We start from the raw sequence: 17,220 nt of genomic DNA on the forward strand, positions 1-17,220 counted from the left end.
GTGTTCCGACCGCACAAACGCCCTGTTGGCACGAGCTGGCGGATAGATGAGACTTACATCAAGGTCGCCGGCCAATGGAAGTATCTGTACCGAGCTGTCGATCGCGATGGCAATACCATCGACTTCCTGCTTCGTGCCAACAGAAACCACGCAGCCGCACGAAGCTTCTTTGAGCAAGCCGTCGGTCTGCACGGTGTGCCCGAGAAGATCACGATTGACAAGAGCGGCGCCAACACGGCTGCCATCCAAAGCATTCGAGCCGACTCCGGTGCGGACATCGAGATGCGCCAGTCGAAGTATCTCAACAACATCGTCGAACAAGACCATCGGGCCGTCAAACGCATCGTGCGGCCGATGCTCGGCTTCAAGTCTTTTCGCTGCGCACGAGCACTCATCGCCGGTATCGAGACCATGCACATGATCAAGAAGGGGCAGCTCGACGGCCCTCATGGCCAAGCCTCGTCCGCAGCAGCGAAGTTCTACTCGCTGGCTTTCTGAGCGAGACGCGCGCCGCACATTTGCTCGTGCCGGCGCTGTTATTGCGACAGAACCTGCATTTTCCCTGATGGGTCATGCCACCTTCATGTCTCATCCATCATCCGCCCGACCTTGCTCCCCAGCGCACTCTCCGCCCTGAAATACCCCATCACAACAGTCACGCTCTGGTGCCCCGTCATAGCCATGGTCTCCGGCAATGACATGTTCTGACGCCCGGCCTCCGTCACAAACCCGGCTCTCAGCGAATGTGCGCTGAAATCCCCCTCGACCCCCGCCAGCAGACACCGCACCTTCACGATGTCCCGCACCGCCGCCGGCGCCAGCGGCTCTCCCAGATGGCCGCCTTTGCGGATGCTTCTAAAAATCTTCCCCTCCTTGATCCCGCTGGCCTTCAGCCAATCGTGCATCGCCGTCGCCGCACTCCCGACGAGCGGCTTCACATCCTCCGGCCGAAGCTCCCCCGTCTGGTTGGTCTTCGAATGCCCCAGCGTGTACAGGTACGACCCCGCATCCACGCGCACCAGGTTCTCGACCACGGCGCCCGCCACCTCCGAGCGCCGCCGTCCACCCGAGGACCATGCGAACAGGAGGAGGGCGCGATCGCTCTTGCCTCGCAGGGTGTCGTCGCAGGTCGCCAGCACCAGCTGCAGCGGATCCTTGGTTAGGGCTCGTTGCTTCAGAGTGCTCACCCCACGCTGTGCGTACGCCCGACGGGTCCGAGCCACCAGCTCCCGCACCACCGCATCTGCGCAGGGATTGGCCACCTTGGCCAGCTGGTGCGCTTTGGACAACACCGCAAGCCGGTGGGTGAGCGTATTAAGGGCCGGTACACCCAGGCGCGCCTTGTAGCGCGCCGCCACCAGCGCCGCATCGACGTCCGCCGGCAGCTCATTAACCAGCGTGTTGCCGTCCTCACTGGTCCGGGACGCATGGTCCACGATCGCAGAGAAAAGTTACTCAATTCCGTTTCAAACGCGAGGGTAAATGTGTGACTTCGCGTTCGGGTCGTTCGCCTTGTCCGTGGCAAGCCCGCATGCAGCAAGGCAGCGGCGAGATTACGGCCGCACCCGCCCTAGGCGGAAGGCGCGTCCAGTCCGTTAATTGCGCATAGCCAAGCGGCAAAGAGCAGCTACGGCGGTACTTGCAGCCAAACGGCGCATTCAGCAGCTATCCGTTTAGCCTAAAGGGCAACATCGGCGAGTGCGATGCCTTAGTAGGGACCGACGCAATCGGTCGCACAACTGCCACATCACGATGTGACCTGGTAGTCCGTTCGTTTGAGCGAATTTGTTAGATTTGCTTCTTACCGCTGGGTACACCCTAACAAAAACGGGAGGCGCAGTTGAAGGGCAACTCGACAAGAATCGATGTTCAGATCGTCTGCGCCGGATCCAAGTTATTGCTCAAAGGCCAAGCACATGTTTGGCGATGATGTTTCGCTGGATCTCGTTGCTGCCGCCGTAGATCGACATCGCCCGGCGCCAAAAGTAATTGGCCGGCGCGCCGCGCACGCTGGCGTTGATACCTGTAAGGTCACCGTCCCCCTGCATGAGCGCTGGGTCGAGCTGCTGACCCTCGGGCCCCGCCGCCTCGAAAAGCAGTTCTGTGATGCGTTGTCCGATTTCGGTTCCCCGTATCTTGAGCGACGACGCGATGCCCGCGCCCGGCGAGCTGCCGCTGCCCATGCTCGACAGCGCTCGCAGCGTGTTCATCTCGAGCGCCTTGAGTTGCGCCTTGACTGTCGACACCTTCGCGCTGAACAGTGGGTCTTCGATAAGCGGCTTGCCGCGGCACATCACGTCGGACGCGATGCGGTGCAGCCTGCGCATCGCGAAGGTCGAGAAGCCGATGTTCGAGTTCTCGACCCGCTCGTGTTCGAGCAGGAACTTGGCGTAGTTCCAGCCGCGGCCTTCTTCGCCGACGAGGTCCGACTTGGGCACCTGCACGTCGGTCAGAAACACCGCGTTGAAGGAATGCGTTCCTTCCAGCATCGGGATTGGCTGCACCACGATGCCGGGCGACTTCATGTCGATGAGCAGAAAGGAAATACCGCTTTGCGGGCGAGCTTCGCGGCCGGTGCGCACGAGGCAGAACATCCAGTCGGCGAAGTGCGCATACGAGGTCCAGATCTTCTGGCCGGTCACGACGTAGTGGTCGCCATGGTCCTCCGCACGCGTGGCGAGCGAGGCGAGATCGGAACCCGACTGCGGCTCCGAGTAGCCTTGGCACCACCATACGGTCGAGTCGCGGATGCCGGGCAGGTGCTGCGCTTTCTGCGCCTCGGTGCCGAAGTTGTAGATCACCGGGCCGACCATGCGCGGACCGAAGGGCTGGATGGTCGGGCAGTTCATCTCGCCGCTCACCACCTCGAAGATAAAGCGCTGCGTGGCGCTCCAGCCCGGGCCGCCTTGCGATACGGGCCAGGTGTAGGCGTGCCAGCCCCTCTGCGCCAGGATCTGCTGCCAGCGCATCGAGTCGTTGCGCTGCATGTGGAGGTCGTGTTCCACGCGTTCGAAGATGTCGCGCGGAAGGTTCTCTTGAATGAAGCTGCGCACCTCGTCGGCAAACGCGCGCTCCTCGGGGGAAAAATCCAGTTCCATGGTGTGTGTCAGTTCGGTTGGGTGCGGGATGCGAGTTCGAAGCGCACGCCGCACACGGTCACGCTGTCGACGTCGGAAGGGAGGGCGCGCGCTTGCGCGGCACGGCGAATGGCATCGGCGTCGCGCACCTGCAACTTCACGGCGGTCAGGCCTTCGCCGCGCCCGTCGGTGGCCTTGACGAAGCGCAGCGTTGCGTTGTCGACGTCGAGCTCCCAGTCGGCCGCCTGTGCGACCGGACGCTGCAGGATGCGGCCCCATTGCCTCGCGAGGGCCGCAGGGTCGGCGCTCTGAAGCACGGCGCCGGCGATGCCTTCGGCGCGCTCGGTCGACACGTGGTCGCGCCAGTGCGGTCCGGCTGGCCAATACGTGCCTTGCTCAAGGTCGGCTCCACCGAGCGTGGTGTTGATCTCCAGCAACGCGCCGCCGGTGTCGCGCGGATGCAGCTGCATGCCTTCGTAGTCGCCGAGCGTGAGCGGCGCAGCGATGCGCACCCCGATCTCCGCGACGTGCGTGCGCCAGCGCGGCAGCTCCTCGCTGTCGAGGATGACCATGTAGCCGCCGTCGCCTTGCCGCCGCTCCAAGTAGCGGCCGGCGGTGGTGCCGTCCCGGGTCGGCGCGACCACTTCGATGAAGCTGGTGCCAAAGGGCATCAGGGCGTTATGCAGGCCGAACTGGCCCACCTCGGGATCGCGGTGGCACACCTTGACGCCAAACACGGCGCACAGGTCATCGACCACCGGTTCCAGTTCACGGGCCACCAGACAGATCTGTCGCAGTCGCAGATAGCGTGAGGTTTCGGTCACCTTGTCTCCTTCGTTTTTCAGAGTCTCTATTTGGAATATGATATAACAAACGACACCAACAAAGAGGCAAAGGCCGGAACAATGACATCGCTCGAGGGACTGCGCGTCCTGGACCTTTCGCGTTTCATCGCAGGACCGTACTGCGCCATGATGCTCGGCGACATGGGCGCCGAGGTGGTCAAGATCGAGCCGCCGGGCGAGGGCGAATACGCCCGTCGCGCGATGCCGGCCGTCGACGGGCAGAGTCTCTACACCTTCATCGTCAATCGCAACAAGAAGAGCCTGGCGATCGACCTGCGCAACCAGAGCGGTCTGGCTGTGTTGAAGGAACTCATTACGAAGGCCGACGTGCTGGTGGAGAACTTCCGCCCCGGCACCATGGAAAAGATGGGCCTCGGCTGGGACGCCATCCACGAGCTCAATCCGCGCTTGGTCATGGCGCGGATCTCGGGCTTCGGGCAGGACGGGCCACTCGCCGAAAAGCAGTGCTTCGACGGTGTCGCGCAAGCGATGAGCGGGCTCATGGACCTCACCGGCCAGATCGATGGCCCGCCGACCATGATCGGCTCGTTCATGTGCGACTACACGACCGGCATGTATGCGGCGCTGGGCATCCTCGCGGCGCTGCATGCGCGGCACGCGAGCGGCAAGGGCCAGATGGTCGACGTGTCGCTGCTCGAGAGCGCCGCCTCGATGCTGATGACTGCCATTCCGCAGCAAATGATGTTCGGCACGACCATGACGCGCGTCGGCAGCCGCGATCGCTTCGTTGCGCCATCCAATACCTTCGCGACCGGCGACGGCCGCCACGTACTCATCGTGGGCGGCGACGACAACATGTTCCCGCGCGTGCTGCGCGCCATGCAACGCCCGACGCTGATCGACGACCCGCGCTTCGCCACGATGGCGAGCCGGCTCGAGCACCGCGATGCGGTCGAAGGCATCGTGGCCGACTGGATGGCCGCCAATGAGGCGGACGACCTGGTCGCGAAGCTCGAGGCCGAGGGCGTGCCGTGCGCCAAGATCGCCCGCATCGACGAAGTGGTCGGGAACAAGCAACTTCACCACCGCAACGGCATCGTCGACATATCGTTCGCCGGCACGTCTGTGCCGATGCAAGGCGTGACGATCCATCTTTCCGACACGCCGCTCACCATCCGCAAGCCGCTGCCGCGAGTAGGCGAGCACAACGCCGACGTGCTGACCGGCTGGCTCGGCTACGCCGCCGGCCAGGTCGAGACGCTCAAGGCCTGTGGCGCGATCTGATCGCAACAAACACCCAGGAGACACCATTGACAACTGAACTGATCGAACATCTCGAGTCCGGCGTGCTGACGCTGACGCTGAACCGGCCCGAGCGCCTGAACGCGCTCACGGTCCCGATGACGGACGCGCTGCTCGACGCACTGCGCCGCGCAGCCGTCGACACGAAGGTGCGCGCCGTGCTGCTGTCCGGTGCGGGACGCGGCTTCTGCGCGGGCGGTGACGTCAAGGCGATGGCCGACGACGAGGATGCGAACCGCACGCTCGAGTCGCGCACGCTGCAGTTGCGCGAGCACATGGAATGTTCGCGACTGCTGCGCGAGATGCCCAAGCCGACCATCGCGGTCGCGCGCGGTGCGGTGGCCGGCGCAGGCTTGTCGCTCGCGCTGGCGTGCGACCTGCTCATCGCGAGCGACACCGTCAAGCTCACATCGGCCTTCGTCAAGGTCGGCCTCTCGGGCGATTTCGGCAGCACATGGTTCCTGACCCAGCTGCTCGGGCCGCGGGCGCGCGCGTTCGCGTTGCTGTCGCCCGTCGTCAAGGCCGAAGAGGCGCTGGCGATGGGACTGGTCACGCGCGTGGTGCCGGATGCGGAGCTCGACGCCGAAGGCCTCGCGCTGGCGGTGCAACTCGCGGCGGGTCCCTCGATCACGCTCGGCCACATCAAGGCCAACCTCAACGTGGCCGAGCAGGGCGCCACGCTGGCCGAGGCACTCGACCACGAAGCCATCCGCCACATCCGTTGCGGCATGACCGAAGACCACCTGGAAGCGGCGCACGCCTTCGTCGAGAAGCGCGCACCGAAGTTCGTCAATCGCTGAAGGAATCACCAATGGACAGCCTCTCCCTCAAAGGTAGAACCGCCATCGTCACCGGCTCGTCGCGTGGCATCGGCCGCGCGATCGCCGTCGCCTACGCACGGGCCGGCGCAAACGTTGTCATCACCAGCCGCAAAGCCGACGCCTGCGCGGCCGTCGTCGAGCAGCTGCGCAGCGAGGGGCTCGAAGCGATGGCGGTCGCCTGCAACATATCGCGCAAGGAAGAGATCGCGTCGCTGGTCGACCAGACCGAGAAGGCCTACGGCCCGGTCGACGTGCTGGTATGCAACGCGGCGGTCAACCCGTACTACGGCCCGCTCTCGGGCATCACCGACGAAGCCTTCAGCAAAGTGATGGACGTCAACATCCGCTCCAACCTCTGGCTGGTGAACCGCGTGGCGCCGGGCATGGTGGAAAAGGGCAAGGGCTCGATCGTCATCATCAGCTCGATCGCCGGCACGACCGGTTCGCGCACGCTTGGCGCCTATGGCATCTCCAAGGCGGCCGACATGTCGCTGGCGCGCAGCCTCGCGCTGGAATGGGGCAAGCAGGGTATTCGCGCCAACTGCATCGCGCCCGGCCTCATCAAGACGGACTTTGCGAAGGCGCTCTGGGACAACCCCGACACGCTGGCAGGCGCACTCAGGTCGAGTCCGCTGAACATGATCGGCGAGCCGGAAGACATTGCGGGCGCGGCGCTGCTGCTCGGCTCGGATGCCGGCCGCTTCATCACGGGCACGACGATCGTGATCGACGGCGGCGCCACCATCGGAGGCGAATGATGAGCTACCACGACATCACCGTCGCAACGAACGAGCGTGTCTGCACGATCACGCTGAACCGCCCGGACCGGCTCAATGCGTGGACCGCGCGCATGGAAACGGAATTTCGCCAGGCCGTGGAGGCTGCCGAGGGCGACGACGCGGTGCGCGCCATCGTCGTGACGGGCGCCGGGCGCGGCTTCTGCGCGGGTGCGGACATGGACATCCTCGAAGCCGGCGCGGCCTCGGGCGGCGAAGGCACGGCCGATGCGAGCGTGCTGAAGCCGACGGCGGCGGGCATCGAGCGCAACTATGCGTGGCGCTTCAGCTATCTGCTGCGCGTGCGCAAGCCCGTGTTCGCGGCCATCAACGGGCCGATCGCCGGCATCGGCCTGTGCATGGCCCTGTTTTGCGATTTCCGCTACATGGCCGAGGGACAGAAGCTCACCACGGCCTTCGCCAAGCGCGGCCTCATCGCCGAACACGGCGCCTCCTGGATGCTGCCGCGCCTGGTGGGGCTCACGAATGCGCTCGACCTCCTGATGTCGGCGCGGACGCTTGTGACGGACGAGGCGGCGGCGCTCGGCCTCGTCAAGGCGCTGCCGGCCGATGGCTTCCTGGCAGCCGTGGAGCAGACGGCGCGCGAGCTGACCTTCCACGCATCGCCGCGCTCGATCGGCGTCATCAAGCGGCAGGTCTACGATAGCCTGTTCCAGAACCTCGACGAGGCATGGACGCGCGCCGACGAAGAAATGCAGGCGTCGTTCACGAGCGACGATTTTCGCGAAGGCGTGGCGCATTTTCTCGAAAAGCGCACACCGGCGTTCACTGGCCGTTGAGAAACCCTCACAAGGCCATACGATATAGACAATAGCAAATCCGGGCTGTGCCACGCAGTCCATCCATGCCATGGACGACACTCCTCTCACCCGCGAAAGCCTGAACGGCCAGGCCTACAACCGCCTGTGCCGCGACCTCAAAGCCGGGCGTTTCGCGCCGGGTGAAAAGCTCAAGCTGCGCGACCTCGCGGCCGAGATGGGCATCAGCCCGACGCCGGTGCGCGAAGCGCTGGCGCGGTTGATCTCGGAGCAGGCGCTGGAGCAGGTGGGCCATCACTCAGTGCGTGTGCCGCTCATGAGCGAGGAGCGGTTCGCCGAAGTCCGTGCGCTGCGTCTGATGCTCGAAGGCCGCGCCGCCGCGCTGGCCGCCAAGCATGCCGAGCCGGCCGACATCCGCCGGCTCGAAGCGATTCATGAGCGCATGGCCGCTCGGCACGACGCGCGAGACACCGCCGGCGAGTTGCTGGAGGCAGAGCGCTTTCACATGGCGGTCTACGCGTTGGCGCGAATGCCCGTGTTGCAGCGCATGGTCGAAGGCCTCTGGCTGCAATGCGGCCCGCTCATGAGGGCGCTGCAGACGCATGCGCTGGCCCAGCCGAGAAAGCAGCATCCTCATCACCTCGTGCTGCGCGGCCTGCGCAAGCATGACGGCGAGGTGGCGCGTCGTGGCGTGGAAGAAGAGATCGAACGCACCAGCGCGCCGATTCTGGCCTACCTGCGCGGACGCGGCGCAGCCGCGGCGACCCCGGCGCGCAAGACGGCGCGGGTCGCGGCCTAGCGCCCGTTCCCAGCACGGCGCGGCACGCGCCCCATGCAGCAGGGCGATATACCTGCATGCCCAATATTCATCCGCCCCGGTTGCCGTCGGCGGGGCTTGCCGTCATCATCGTGGACACAAGCGGGATGCCGACTGCCAAGGCAAACCCGCACCGGCACGACCGATACGGAGACAAGCCAGGATGATCGATTACCGCCACGGCCACAGGCCGCTGCACGACTACCTGCGCCATCACGCGCGCGAGACGCCCGACAAGACGGCTGTGGTCTGGTACGGCCGGCGCATCAGCTACGCCGAGCTCGACGACCTGAGCGACCGCTTCGCGCAAAACCTGCGCGAGCGCGGCATCGGGCAGGGCGACGTGGTGGTACTGTTTCTCGAGAACTGTCCGCACTACCTCATCGCCCATTTCGGCGCACAGAAGCTCGGCGCGATCGTCAGCCCGTGCAATCCGCATGCGCAGACCTACGAGCTCGAGCATCAGCTGGCCGATCTCGACGCGCGGGCGATCGTCGCAGGCGAAGAGCTGCTCAAGGTGGTGCTCGCATCACGGGCGAGGGCCACCATCGACCATGTGTACGCGGTGCGCTACGGCGACATGCTGCCCGGGGTGCTGGCGATCGACGTGCCGAGTTCGATGCGGCTGCCGCACGAGTCGGCGCCGCCATTGCCGGCGGGCGTCATCGACTTCACCGAGGCGCTGGCGCAAGCCGGCGACTTCCAGCCCCTTGAAACCATCGCCATGGACGACGTGGCCCTGATGGCCTATACCTCGGGCAGTACGGGCCTTCCCAAGGGCGCGATGATCAGCTACAACTGCGCGCTCTACAAGACCGCGATCAGTGCGGATGGCTTTCGCCTCGGAGCCGACGACGTCATGCTGGCCGACGTCGCCTTGTTCCATATCTCGGGGATGATGACCGGGCTCGCGCTGCCGATCTACTGCGGCGCCACCGTAGTGCTGCTGCAGCGTTTCGATGCCACAGCGGTTCTGCAGGCCATCGAGAGCTGCAAGGTGACCTGGTGGTATTCGATGGCGCCCTCGCTGCCCTCGGCCATGGCTGCCGATGGTGCGGCCACCTACGATCTTTCAACTCTCAAGACGACGGTCGGCACCAGCTTCGGCGTCCGCCTGACCGAGAAGCTGGCCGGTCAGTGGAGCCGCTTCGCCAACGGCTGCCTGGTGTATGAAGCCGGCTACGGTCTCAGCGAAACGCACACCTGCGACACACTCATGCCGGCCGACGCGATCAAGTGGGGCACCAATGGCAAGCCGGTGCCGGGGGTCGAGCTCCGCATCGTCGATCCGGCCACCGGAATCGACACCCCCGTGGGCGTGCGCGGCGAGATCCTGCTGCGCAGCCCTGTCGCCTACAAGGGGTACTGGCTGCGGCCCGAGGCGACGCAAGCCCTCTTCGTCGATGGCTGGGTGCGCACCGGCGACGTCGGCGTCCTGGACGACGAGGGCTACCTCACGTTCCTCGGCCGTACCAAGGAAATGATCAAGGTGTGGAGCTACAGCGTCTTTCCGGAAGAGGTCGAGGCCATCCTCGCGACGCACCCGGACGTGCGCCAGGCCGCCGTGGTCGGTCTGCCCGACCCTGACCGGGGCGAATCGCTGCAGGCCTACGTGGTGTTGAAGTCGGAGGCGGCGGCCCGACTGCACTTCGACCGCGCCGGTCAGGTGAGGGACCGCTCCGACCAGAAGATCATCGAGTGGTGCGTGAAGAACATGTCGCACTACAAGGTGCCGCGCACAGTGATCTTCCGCAGCGGCCTGCCGGCTTCAGAAAGCGGCAAGCTCCTGCGCCGCATGCTGCACGACCCGGTGGCTTCGCTGCCGTCGCTGTCGGCCTACTGATCGGCCGACCGAGTCGCGCTACGCGCTCAGCGCGTGCTGGCTGCCACCGGTGCGCGGTAGTTCGCAAGCTCGTGCTTGGCGATCGCGTTGCGGTGCACCTCGTCCGGGCCGTCGGCCACGCGCAGATGCCGGGCGTAGGCGTAGAACGAGACGAGCAGGGTGTCCTGGCTCAGGCCCATGGCACCGAAGGCCTGCATCGCGTCGTCGATCACCTGCACACAGTTGTTCGGTGCCAGCACCTTGATCATCGCGATCTCCTTCGCGGCGACCTTGTTGCCGACCGTGTCCATGCGCCAGGCGGCGTGCAGCACCATCCAGCGGGTCTGGTCGATGAGCATACGGGCCTTGGCGATGCGCTCGCGCCAGACGCCTTGTTCCGACAGCGGCTTATGGAAAGCGACGCGCGACACGACGCGCTGGCACATCAGCTCAAGCGCAGCCTCGGCCATGCCGATCATGCGCATGCAGTGGTGGATGCGTCCGGGGCCGAGGCGGCCTTGCGCAATCTCGAAGCCGCGGCCTTCGCCCAGCAGGATGCTCGATGCCGGTACGCGCACGTTGTCGAAGCGCACTTCCGGGTGGCCGTACGGCGGGTCGTACACGCCCATGAGCGCCATGTCTCGCACGACGGTCACGCCGGGGGTGTCGCGCGGCACGACGATCATCGATTGCTGGCGATGGCGGTCGGCGTTGTCCGGGTCGGTCTTGCCCATCAAGATGAACACCTTGCAGCGCTCGTTCATCGCGCCGGTGATGTACCACTTGCGGCCATTGATGACGTAGTCGTCGCCGTCGCGCCGGATGCTGCATTCGATGTTGGTCGCGTCGGAAGAAGCCACGGCCGGTTCGGTCATTGCGAACGACGAGCGGATCTCGCCTGCGAGCAGCGGCTTGAGCCAGCGTTCCTGGTGCTCCGGCGTGCCATAGCGCTCGAACACCTCCATGTTGCCGGTGTCGGGCGCGCTGCAGTTGAAGACCTCGGCGCTCCACAGGCGGCGTCCCATGATCTCGCACAGCGGTGCGTATTCGAGGTTGGAAAGGCCGTCGGGCACATGCGTTGATTTCGGCAGGAACATGTTCCAGAGGCCCGCCGCGCGCGCCTTGTCCTTGAGGCCCTGCATCATCGGCAACGTGGTGTAGCTGCCGCCGCCTTCGGCATCGCGTGCCGACTTCTTCGCCTCGCGTTCGTGTTGCTCTTCGTTCGGGTAGATGTGCTCGTCCATGAAGGCGAGGAGGCGCTTGCGCAGGTCGTGGACCTTGGGGGTGAATTCGAATTCCATGGGTGGTTTCGTGCTTTCGTCGAAGGGGTTGCGGACACTCAGTCCCAGGAGAAGAGGCCGAGCGAGACGGCGACCAGCGCCGGCTTTTCCTGGCCCTCGATCTCGACGGAGTTTTCGGTTTTCACCAGCGTCCAGCCGTCGTCGCGCTGGTCGGCCGCGAGCAGCCTGATGTGGTTGCGCACGCGCGAGCCCGCGGGCACCGGCGACATGAAGCGCAGCTTGTCGAGGCCGTAGTTGACCGACTTGGTGGCCTTGAGGCCGCCCAGCAGTTCGTAGGAACTGATCGGCAGCAGGGACAGGGTGAGGAAGCCATGAGCGATGGGCGCATGGAACGGACTCTCGCGCTTGGCGCGCTCGACGTCGATGTGGATCCACTGGCGGTCTTCGGTGCACTCGGCGAAGGCATCGATGCGCGACTGCGGCACCTCCATCCACGACGACGTGCCGATCGGTTGGCCGACGGATTGCTGCAGGTTGTCTCGGGTCAGCATGGGCATGGCAATGAGGCGAAAAGTGACGATGCGGCAATGGTGCCTCGCCTCGTCGGCGTCCGACGCGCGTGGGCATGAAGCCTTTTCATCGGCCGCATGCGGGTTGTTGATGCGCTCGCACGGCGGCTGGCCGAACATGACCCGGCATTCACACTGAAAGGACACCCTTGACCGCGCGCTACGACGTACAGGACGGCATCGCCGTCGTCACCATGGACACCCCGCCCGTCAACAGCCTGGGCATCGGCAACCGGCGCTTCATCGCGGAATCGATCGTCCGCGCCAGCGACGATCCGGCGGTCAGGGCGATCGTGCTCACCGGCCACGGCCGAGCGTTCTGCGGCGGCGCCGACATCCGCGAATTCAACCTGCCGGAAGCCACCATGGCACCGGACCTGATCGACGTGATCGACCTGATCGAACGCTGCGACAAGCCCGTCGTCGCCGCGATCCACAGCATCGTGATGGGTGGCGGGCTCGAGCTCGCGATGGGGTGCCACTACCGCGTGGTTCAGCGCGGAACGATGGTGTCGTTGCCCGAAGTGCGCATCGGCATCCTGCCCGGTGCGAGCGGCACGCAGCGGCTGCCGCGGCTGCTGGGCCTGGAGATAGCGCTCAACATGATCGTCACCGGCGACACCGTGATGAGCGAAGTGCTCGCGGCGCTGCCCAGGCAGAAGCTGTTCGACAGATTCGTGGAGCGCGACGTGGTCGCCGAGGCCGTGGCCTTCGCGCGTGGCATCGCCGAACGCAGGCCACTGCCACGCGTGCGCGACCTTCGCGTCGAGCATCCGGCCCCGGAGGCGTACTTGCAGTTCGCACGCAACATGGTGGCGGCGAGTTCGAAAAACTATCCGGCACCGCTGCGCTGCCTGGACTGCGTGGCGCAGTCGACGCGCATGGGCTTCGACGCTGCGCTCGCCTATGAACGCCAAGCCGTGACCGAACTGGTGTGGACGAAAGAGAGCGCTGCGCTTCGCCATGCATTCTTCGCCGAACGTGCCGCCAGCAAGATCCCCGACGTCCCCGACGACACCCCCAGGCGCGAGATCAAGGCGGTCGGCGTCATCGGTGCCGGCACCATGGGCGGCGGCATCTCGATGAACTTCTTGAACGCGGGCGTGCCGGTCAAGATCCTCGAAATGAAGCAGGACGCACTCGACCGCGGCATCGCCACCATCAAGAAGAACTACGAATCGCAGGTCAAGAAGGGCAAGCTCAAGCAGGACAAGTATGACCAGCGCATGGCGCTGCTCAGCACCACCTTGAGCTACGACGACCTGAAAGACTGCGACCTCATCATCGAAGCCGTGTTCGAAGAACTCGGCGTGAAAGAGGCGGTGTTCAAGGAACTCGATCGCGTAGCCAAGCCGGGCGCCATTCTCGCGTCGAACACTTCCACGCTCGACGTCGACAAGATCGCAGCCTTCACCAAGCGCCCGCAGGACGTGGTCGGCATGCATTTCTTCAGCCCGGCCAACGTGATGAAGCTCCTCGAGGTCGTTCGCGGTAAGGACACCGCCAAAGACGTACTCGCTACGGTGATGGGCGTCGCCAAGAAGATCAAGAAGACCGCAGTGGTGTCCGGCGTCTGCGACGGCTTCATCGGCAACCGCATGATCGAGCAGTACAGCCGCCAGGCCGGCTTCCTCGTCGACGAAGGCGCGACGCCGCAACAGGTCGACAAGGCGGTCGAGAAGTTCGGCTTTGCCATGGGTCCGTTCCGCATGGGCGACCTGGCCGGCAACGACATCGGCTGGGCGATCCGAAAGCGCCGCGCCACCGAGCGCGCTGACATGAAGTACAGCCGCACCGCAGACAAGCTGTGCGAGCTCGGTCGCTTCGGCCAGAAGACCGGGGCAGGGTGGTACGACTACCAGGCCGGCAAGCGCGATGCCATTCCGAGCAAGCTCGTGCTGGACATGATCGAGCAACACCGCAAGGACGAAGGCATCACACCTCGCAAGATCACGGACGACGAGATCGTGCAGCGTCTGGTGTATGCGCTGGTCAACGAAGGTGCGCACATTCTCGAGGACGGCATCGCCAGCAAGTCCGGTGACATCGACATGGTCTACCTCACCGGCTATGGCTTCCCGATCTTCCGCGGTGGCCCGATGCACTACGCCAGCCAGGTCGGCCTGTTCAACGTGTCGGAATCGATGAAGCGTTTTGCCAAGAACCCGCTCGACGACGCGAGCTTCTGGCAGCCGGCACCGCTGATTCAAAAGCTAGTGTCTGAAGGCAAGAGCTTCGACTAACGGGCGCTGGCCGGCGCGTTCGCCAGGCTGATCGTCAGCCCGGCGATCGCGATCGCGTTACCGTCGACAGTTGTGCCACTGGCGATCGCGCGGTCGCGCACGGCGCCCGCATCGTCCAGCGCGAGCGTGATGCGGCCGATTCCGCCCGCGCGCTCATCGGCGAAAACGAACTGCACGCTGAGGCGGTCGAGCACCAGACGCGGAACGCCGGTTGCGTGACGCTCGACGGACACCTGGAAGATCTGTGCCCAGTGCGCTGCCACGCGTTCGGGCGCACGCGTGTGCAGGACGACGCCGGTGATGCCGGACGAAGAGGGCAGGTCGCCGCCGATGGGCGCCGCTTCGGCATCCCATTGCAATGCGCACGCGCCAGTTTCGGCAGCGACGACGCGGACCGGCGGCACGGGGTCCAGCTCCGACCCGTCCTGCGAATCGAATCCGAGCTGCGTAAGCAAGGTGCGCTGGCGTCGCAGGTCGCTGCATCGCCAGTGCAGCGTTGCCAGATGGTTCGACGACAGCGTGGGCAGGATCTCGGCGGATTGCCGCTCGAACGCGAGCCAGTGCGCGCCGAGGCGAAAGCGAGCGATGTCCTGCGTGTCCGCCGCTTCGGACGACGCGCGCCCCAGCCCCAGGACTTGACGGGCGAAACCGACGGCCGCAGCGAGATCCGGAACTGCCAGTCGAACCCCCTGGAAGGCAGACCTGTCGATAGCTGGCCACATGCAATTCAGTACTTCGCGACCTGTGCGCAACCGAGCTCGGCCAGTTCGCGCGCCTGCTGGCCGGCTTCGAGCGCATGGGCGTTGGACGCGTTGCCTGCGAGGGCACGCCCCATGATTCCCTGCGCGATCGCTGCGGCGCGAAAGAGGTTGAATGCCATGTATGCGCGCCAGTGCATCGGGTCGACCGGCGGCAACCGGCGCCGTCGCGCATACGCTGCGACATACGCCTCTTCTGTCGGCAGGCCCAGCTCGGCCACCGCGCCGGCATCGAGATCGGCCAGGCCGCGAAACGGCGGCGCGAGGTGCCACGCCATGCAGTGGTACGCGAAGTCGGCCATCGGGTCGCCGAGCGTCGACAGTTCCCAGTCGAGCACGGCGACCACGCGCGGCGCATCGTGCGCGAACACGAGGTTGTCGAGCCGATAGTCACCGTGCACGATGGTCGTCGTCGCCTGGGGCGGCAGGTGCGCCGGCAGCCACTCGATCAATCGCTCCATCGCGTCGATCGGCTCGGTCTCGCTGGCCCGGTACTGCTTGCTCCAGCGGTCGACCTGCCGACCCATGTAATTGCCGGGGCGCCCGTAGTCGCCGAGACCCGCTGCCTCCGGGTCGACGGCATGGAGTGCAGCGAGCACGCGGTTCATCTCGTCGCAGATCGCGGCGCGCTCATCGGCGCTTGCGCCGGGTAGGTGTGGGTCCCAGAGCACGCGGCCGTCGACGAAGGCCATCACGTAGAAGGTCGTTCCGATGACTGAAGGGTCTTCGCACAGCGCGTGCACTTCGGGGACCGGCACATCGGTATCGCGCAGCGCCCTCATGACGCGGAACTCCCGCTCCACCGCATGCGCCGAAGGCAGCAGCACGCCGGTCGGTTTGCGCCTCACCACGTAGCGGCCCAGCGCCGTCTCTGCCAGGAAGGTCGGGTTGGATTGCCCGCCCTTGAATTGCGAGATGCGGAACGATCGCGCCGCGCTTTCATCGACCTGCTGTGTGAACCAGCGCCCGAGCGCCGCTTCGTCGAAGCGCTGGCGTTCCTGGACTTCGATGGTGCCGCTGAACCGCTCGCTCATGCGGAAACAGTCGGGTGGGATTCGGCCATGGCGGTTGTCTCCTCGGTGGATGCGCGTGCAGAAGTTATCGCGCATGATGGCGCGCGTTCGATGCACCAAGCGTAAGGGCGGCGCCCGCTGTGCCAATGAATGCTTGGAATGGATCTGGATACAGCACATGCATATCTCGCGAGTCGATCTGAACCTGCTGGTCGTGCTCGACACGATCTATACGGAAGGTGGCATCACCAAGGCCGCCGAGAAACTACATCTCACCCAGCCGGCGATCAGCCATGCGCTGGCGCGCCTTCGCGACCTCTTCAACGATCCGCTGTTTGAACGCCAAGGCCACAAGATGGTGCCGACGCCGCTCACCAAGCGGTTGATCGATCCGCTGCGCGGTTCGCTGCAGTCGATCGGCTCGTTGCTCAACGACACGCAGAGCTTCGAGCCGGCGACTGCCAAGAAGCGCTTCGTCATTGGTCTGCGCGACTTCATGGAATCGACCGTGATGCCACCGCTGATGCGCGCGCTCGCCACCGAATCGCCCGAAATCGAAGTCTCCAGTGTGCGTGCCAATCGCGGCAGCCTGGAGAGTGAGCTCGCCGCCGGCACGCTCGACCTGGCGCTGGACGTGTTGCTGCCGCTCTCGGATGCGGTGAAGGTCAAGCGCATCAGCGTCGACGGGCTGGCCGTGGTCGCGCGCAAGGACCATCCGGCGATTCGCGGTGAAGTCGACCTCGAGACCTACCTGGCGCAGCGCCACGTGTTGGTGACATCGCGCCGGCAGGGGCCGGGCTTCGAGGACATCGAGCTCAGGCGGCTTGGCGTGCAGCGGCAGATCGCGTTGCGTTGCCAGTTCTACTTCGCGGCCTGCCGCACGGTGTCGCAAACCGACCTGGTGCTGACGATGCCGGAGAGCTATGCGCACATGGCCAACAAGCAGTTTGGCAACCAGGTGCTGGCGATGCCGGCTCCGCTGTCGTCGCTGGACGCGTACCTCTATTGGCATGCCAGCACGGACAACGACCCGGCCAATCGCTGGCTGCGCTCGGTCATGTTGCGCTGCTGCGGACACTGAGCCCGAATCGCCCACCGCGTCTTGGCCGTCGCGCATGCGGGTTTGTGCCAATGACAAGCGCAGCCCCGACTCCCAATATCGCAAATCTGTTATAACAAATAAGGCCTTGCGAAAG

Annotated in this window: 15 protein-coding genes and 1 pseudogene; 9 read left to right on the top strand and 7 right to left on the bottom strand. The window is 65.3% G+C overall.

Translation table 11 applies throughout. The features are described from left to right. A partial coding sequence (locus tag QN413_RS23855; protein ID WP_323499095.1) for an IS6 family transposase occupies window positions 1–498 on the top strand: 498 nt, incomplete at its 5' end. Window positions 499–581: 83 nt separating this feature from the next. Here the strand turns inward: QN413_RS23855 and QN413_RS23860 are convergent. The 3 genes and pseudogenes from QN413_RS23860 to QN413_RS23870 form a co-directional block, all read right to left on the bottom strand. Continuing rightward, window positions 582–1,439, bottom strand: a pseudogene (locus QN413_RS23860) (site-specific integrase); the annotation flags it as partial. Between the two features lie 462 nt (window positions 1,440–1,901). After that, a complete protein-coding gene (locus QN413_RS23865; RefSeq protein WP_323499096.1) occupies window positions 1,902–3,098 on the bottom strand; it encodes an acyl-CoA dehydrogenase family protein in 1,197 nt (398 codons plus the stop codon). A gap of 8 nt (window positions 3,099–3,106) precedes the next feature. Beyond that, on the bottom strand, window positions 3,107–3,901 hold the full coding sequence (locus QN413_RS23870) for a VOC family protein (RefSeq protein ID WP_323499097.1): 795 nt from the start codon (window positions 3,899–3,901) through the stop codon (window positions 3,107–3,109). Between the two features lie 81 nt (window positions 3,902–3,982). Between QN413_RS23870 and QN413_RS23875 the strand changes: the two genes are divergently transcribed. The 6 genes from QN413_RS23875 (at window position 3,983) to QN413_RS23900 (ending at window position 10,221) form a co-directional block, all read left to right on the top strand. Further along, window positions 3,983–5,167, top strand: a complete 1,185-nt coding sequence (locus QN413_RS23875; protein ID WP_323499098.1) for a CoA transferase — start codon at window positions 3,983–3,985, stop codon at window positions 5,165–5,167. Between the two features lie 26 nt (window positions 5,168–5,193). After that, window positions 5,194–5,985, top strand: a complete 792-nt coding sequence (locus QN413_RS23880) for an enoyl-CoA hydratase (RefSeq protein ID WP_323499099.1) — start codon at window positions 5,194–5,196, stop codon at window positions 5,983–5,985. A gap of 11 nt (window positions 5,986–5,996) precedes the next feature. Continuing rightward, the gene (locus QN413_RS23885) at window positions 5,997–6,764 is read left to right on the top strand and encodes an SDR family oxidoreductase (RefSeq protein ID WP_323499100.1); all 768 of its coding nucleotides are present in this window, start codon (window positions 5,997–5,999) and stop codon (window positions 6,762–6,764) included. Beyond that, the gene (locus tag QN413_RS23890; protein WP_323499101.1) at window positions 6,764–7,582 is read left to right on the top strand and encodes an enoyl-CoA hydratase; all 819 of its coding nucleotides are present in this window, start codon (window positions 6,764–6,766) and stop codon (window positions 7,580–7,582) included. Before QN413_RS23885 ends, QN413_RS23890 begins: the two co-directional genes overlap by 1 nt. Window positions 7,583–7,652: 70 nt before the next feature. Then, window positions 7,653–8,360: a GntR family transcriptional regulator gene (locus QN413_RS23895; RefSeq protein WP_323499102.1), complete on the top strand. Its 708-nt coding sequence runs from the start codon at window positions 7,653–7,655 to the stop codon at window positions 8,358–8,360. 181 nt (window positions 8,361–8,541) lie between these two features. Further along, window positions 8,542–10,221: an AMP-binding protein gene (locus QN413_RS23900; protein ID WP_323499103.1), complete on the top strand. Its 1,680-nt coding sequence runs from the start codon at window positions 8,542–8,544 to the stop codon at window positions 10,219–10,221. 26 nt (window positions 10,222–10,247) lie between these two features. Here QN413_RS23900 and QN413_RS23905 read toward each other — a convergent pair whose 3' ends face one another. Together QN413_RS23905 and QN413_RS23910 are read right to left on the bottom strand one after the other, a co-directional pair. Further along, window positions 10,248–11,501, bottom strand: a complete 1,254-nt coding sequence (locus QN413_RS23905; protein WP_323499104.1) for an acyl-CoA dehydrogenase family protein — start codon at window positions 11,499–11,501, stop codon at window positions 10,248–10,250. 38 nt (window positions 11,502–11,539) lie between these two features. Then, a complete protein-coding gene (locus QN413_RS23910; protein ID WP_323499105.1) occupies window positions 11,540–12,130 on the bottom strand; it encodes a MaoC family dehydratase in 591 nt (196 codons plus the stop codon). A gap of 29 nt (window positions 12,131–12,159) precedes the next feature. Here QN413_RS23910 and QN413_RS23915 point away from each other — a divergent pair, with 29 nt between their 5' ends. Next, a complete protein-coding gene (locus QN413_RS23915; protein ID WP_323499107.1) occupies window positions 12,160–14,253 on the top strand; it encodes a 3-hydroxyacyl-CoA dehydrogenase NAD-binding domain-containing protein in 2,094 nt (697 codons plus the stop codon). Here the strand turns inward: QN413_RS23915 and QN413_RS23920 are convergent. Both QN413_RS23920 and QN413_RS23925 read right to left on the bottom strand, forming a co-directional pair. Continuing rightward, window positions 14,250–14,975, bottom strand: coding sequence for a hypothetical protein (locus QN413_RS23920; RefSeq protein ID WP_323499108.1), 726 nt, complete (start codon window positions 14,973–14,975; stop codon window positions 14,250–14,252). The genes QN413_RS23915 and QN413_RS23920 overlap by 4 nt on opposite strands. A gap of 5 nt (window positions 14,976–14,980) precedes the next feature. After that, window positions 14,981–16,045 carry a phosphotransferase gene (locus QN413_RS23925; RefSeq protein WP_323499109.1) on the bottom strand — a complete coding sequence of 355 codons (1,065 nt, stop codon included), beginning with the start codon at window positions 16,043–16,045 and terminating at the stop codon, window positions 14,981–14,983. A gap of 157 nt (window positions 16,046–16,202) precedes the next feature. On the opposite strand from QN413_RS23925, the gene QN413_RS23930 reads away from it, so the two are divergent. Continuing rightward, the gene (locus QN413_RS23930; RefSeq protein WP_323499110.1) at window positions 16,203–17,105 is read left to right on the top strand and encodes a LysR family transcriptional regulator; all 903 of its coding nucleotides are present in this window, start codon (window positions 16,203–16,205) and stop codon (window positions 17,103–17,105) included. The last annotated feature ends 115 nt before the right edge of the window (window positions 17,106–17,220 follow it).

Source organism: Variovorax sp. LG9.2, assembly GCF_035018885.1.
Lineage (GTDB): Bacteria > Pseudomonadota > Gammaproteobacteria > Burkholderiales > Burkholderiaceae_C > Variovorax.

Bases quoted from the DNA above. Each gene is read 5' to 3' on its own strand.
- QN413_RS23890 (WP_323499101.1), top strand. From the start codon at position 6,764: ATGAGCTACCACGACATCACCGTCGCAACGAACGAGCGTGTCTGCACG.
- QN413_RS23905 (WP_323499104.1), bottom strand. From the start codon at position 11,501: ATGGAATTCGAATTCACCCCCAAGGTCCACGACCTGCGCAAGCGCCTC.
- QN413_RS23895 (WP_323499102.1), top strand. From the start codon at position 7,653: ATGGACGACACTCCTCTCACCCGCGAAAGCCTGAACGGCCAGGCCTAC.
- QN413_RS23925 (WP_323499109.1), bottom strand. From the start codon at position 16,045: ATGAGCGAGCGGTTCAGCGGCACCATCGAAGTCCAGGAACGCCAGCGC.
- QN413_RS23885 (WP_323499100.1), top strand. From the start codon at position 5,997: ATGGACAGCCTCTCCCTCAAAGGTAGAACCGCCATCGTCACCGGCTCG.
- QN413_RS23865 (WP_323499096.1), bottom strand. From the start codon at position 3,098: ATGGAACTGGATTTTTCCCCCGAGGAGCGCGCGTTTGCCGACGAGGTG.
- QN413_RS23875 (WP_323499098.1), top strand. From the start codon at position 3,983: ATGACATCGCTCGAGGGACTGCGCGTCCTGGACCTTTCGCGTTTCATC.
- QN413_RS23930 (WP_323499110.1), top strand. From the start codon at position 16,203: ATGCATATCTCGCGAGTCGATCTGAACCTGCTGGTCGTGCTCGACACG.
- QN413_RS23910 (WP_323499105.1), bottom strand. From the start codon at position 12,130: ATGTTCGGCCAGCCGCCGTGCGAGCGCATCAACAACCCGCATGCGGCC.
- QN413_RS23900 (WP_323499103.1), top strand. From the start codon at position 8,542: ATGATCGATTACCGCCACGGCCACAGGCCGCTGCACGACTACCTGCGC.
- QN413_RS23920 (WP_323499108.1), bottom strand. From the start codon at position 14,975: ATGTGGCCAGCTATCGACAGGTCTGCCTTCCAGGGGGTTCGACTGGCA.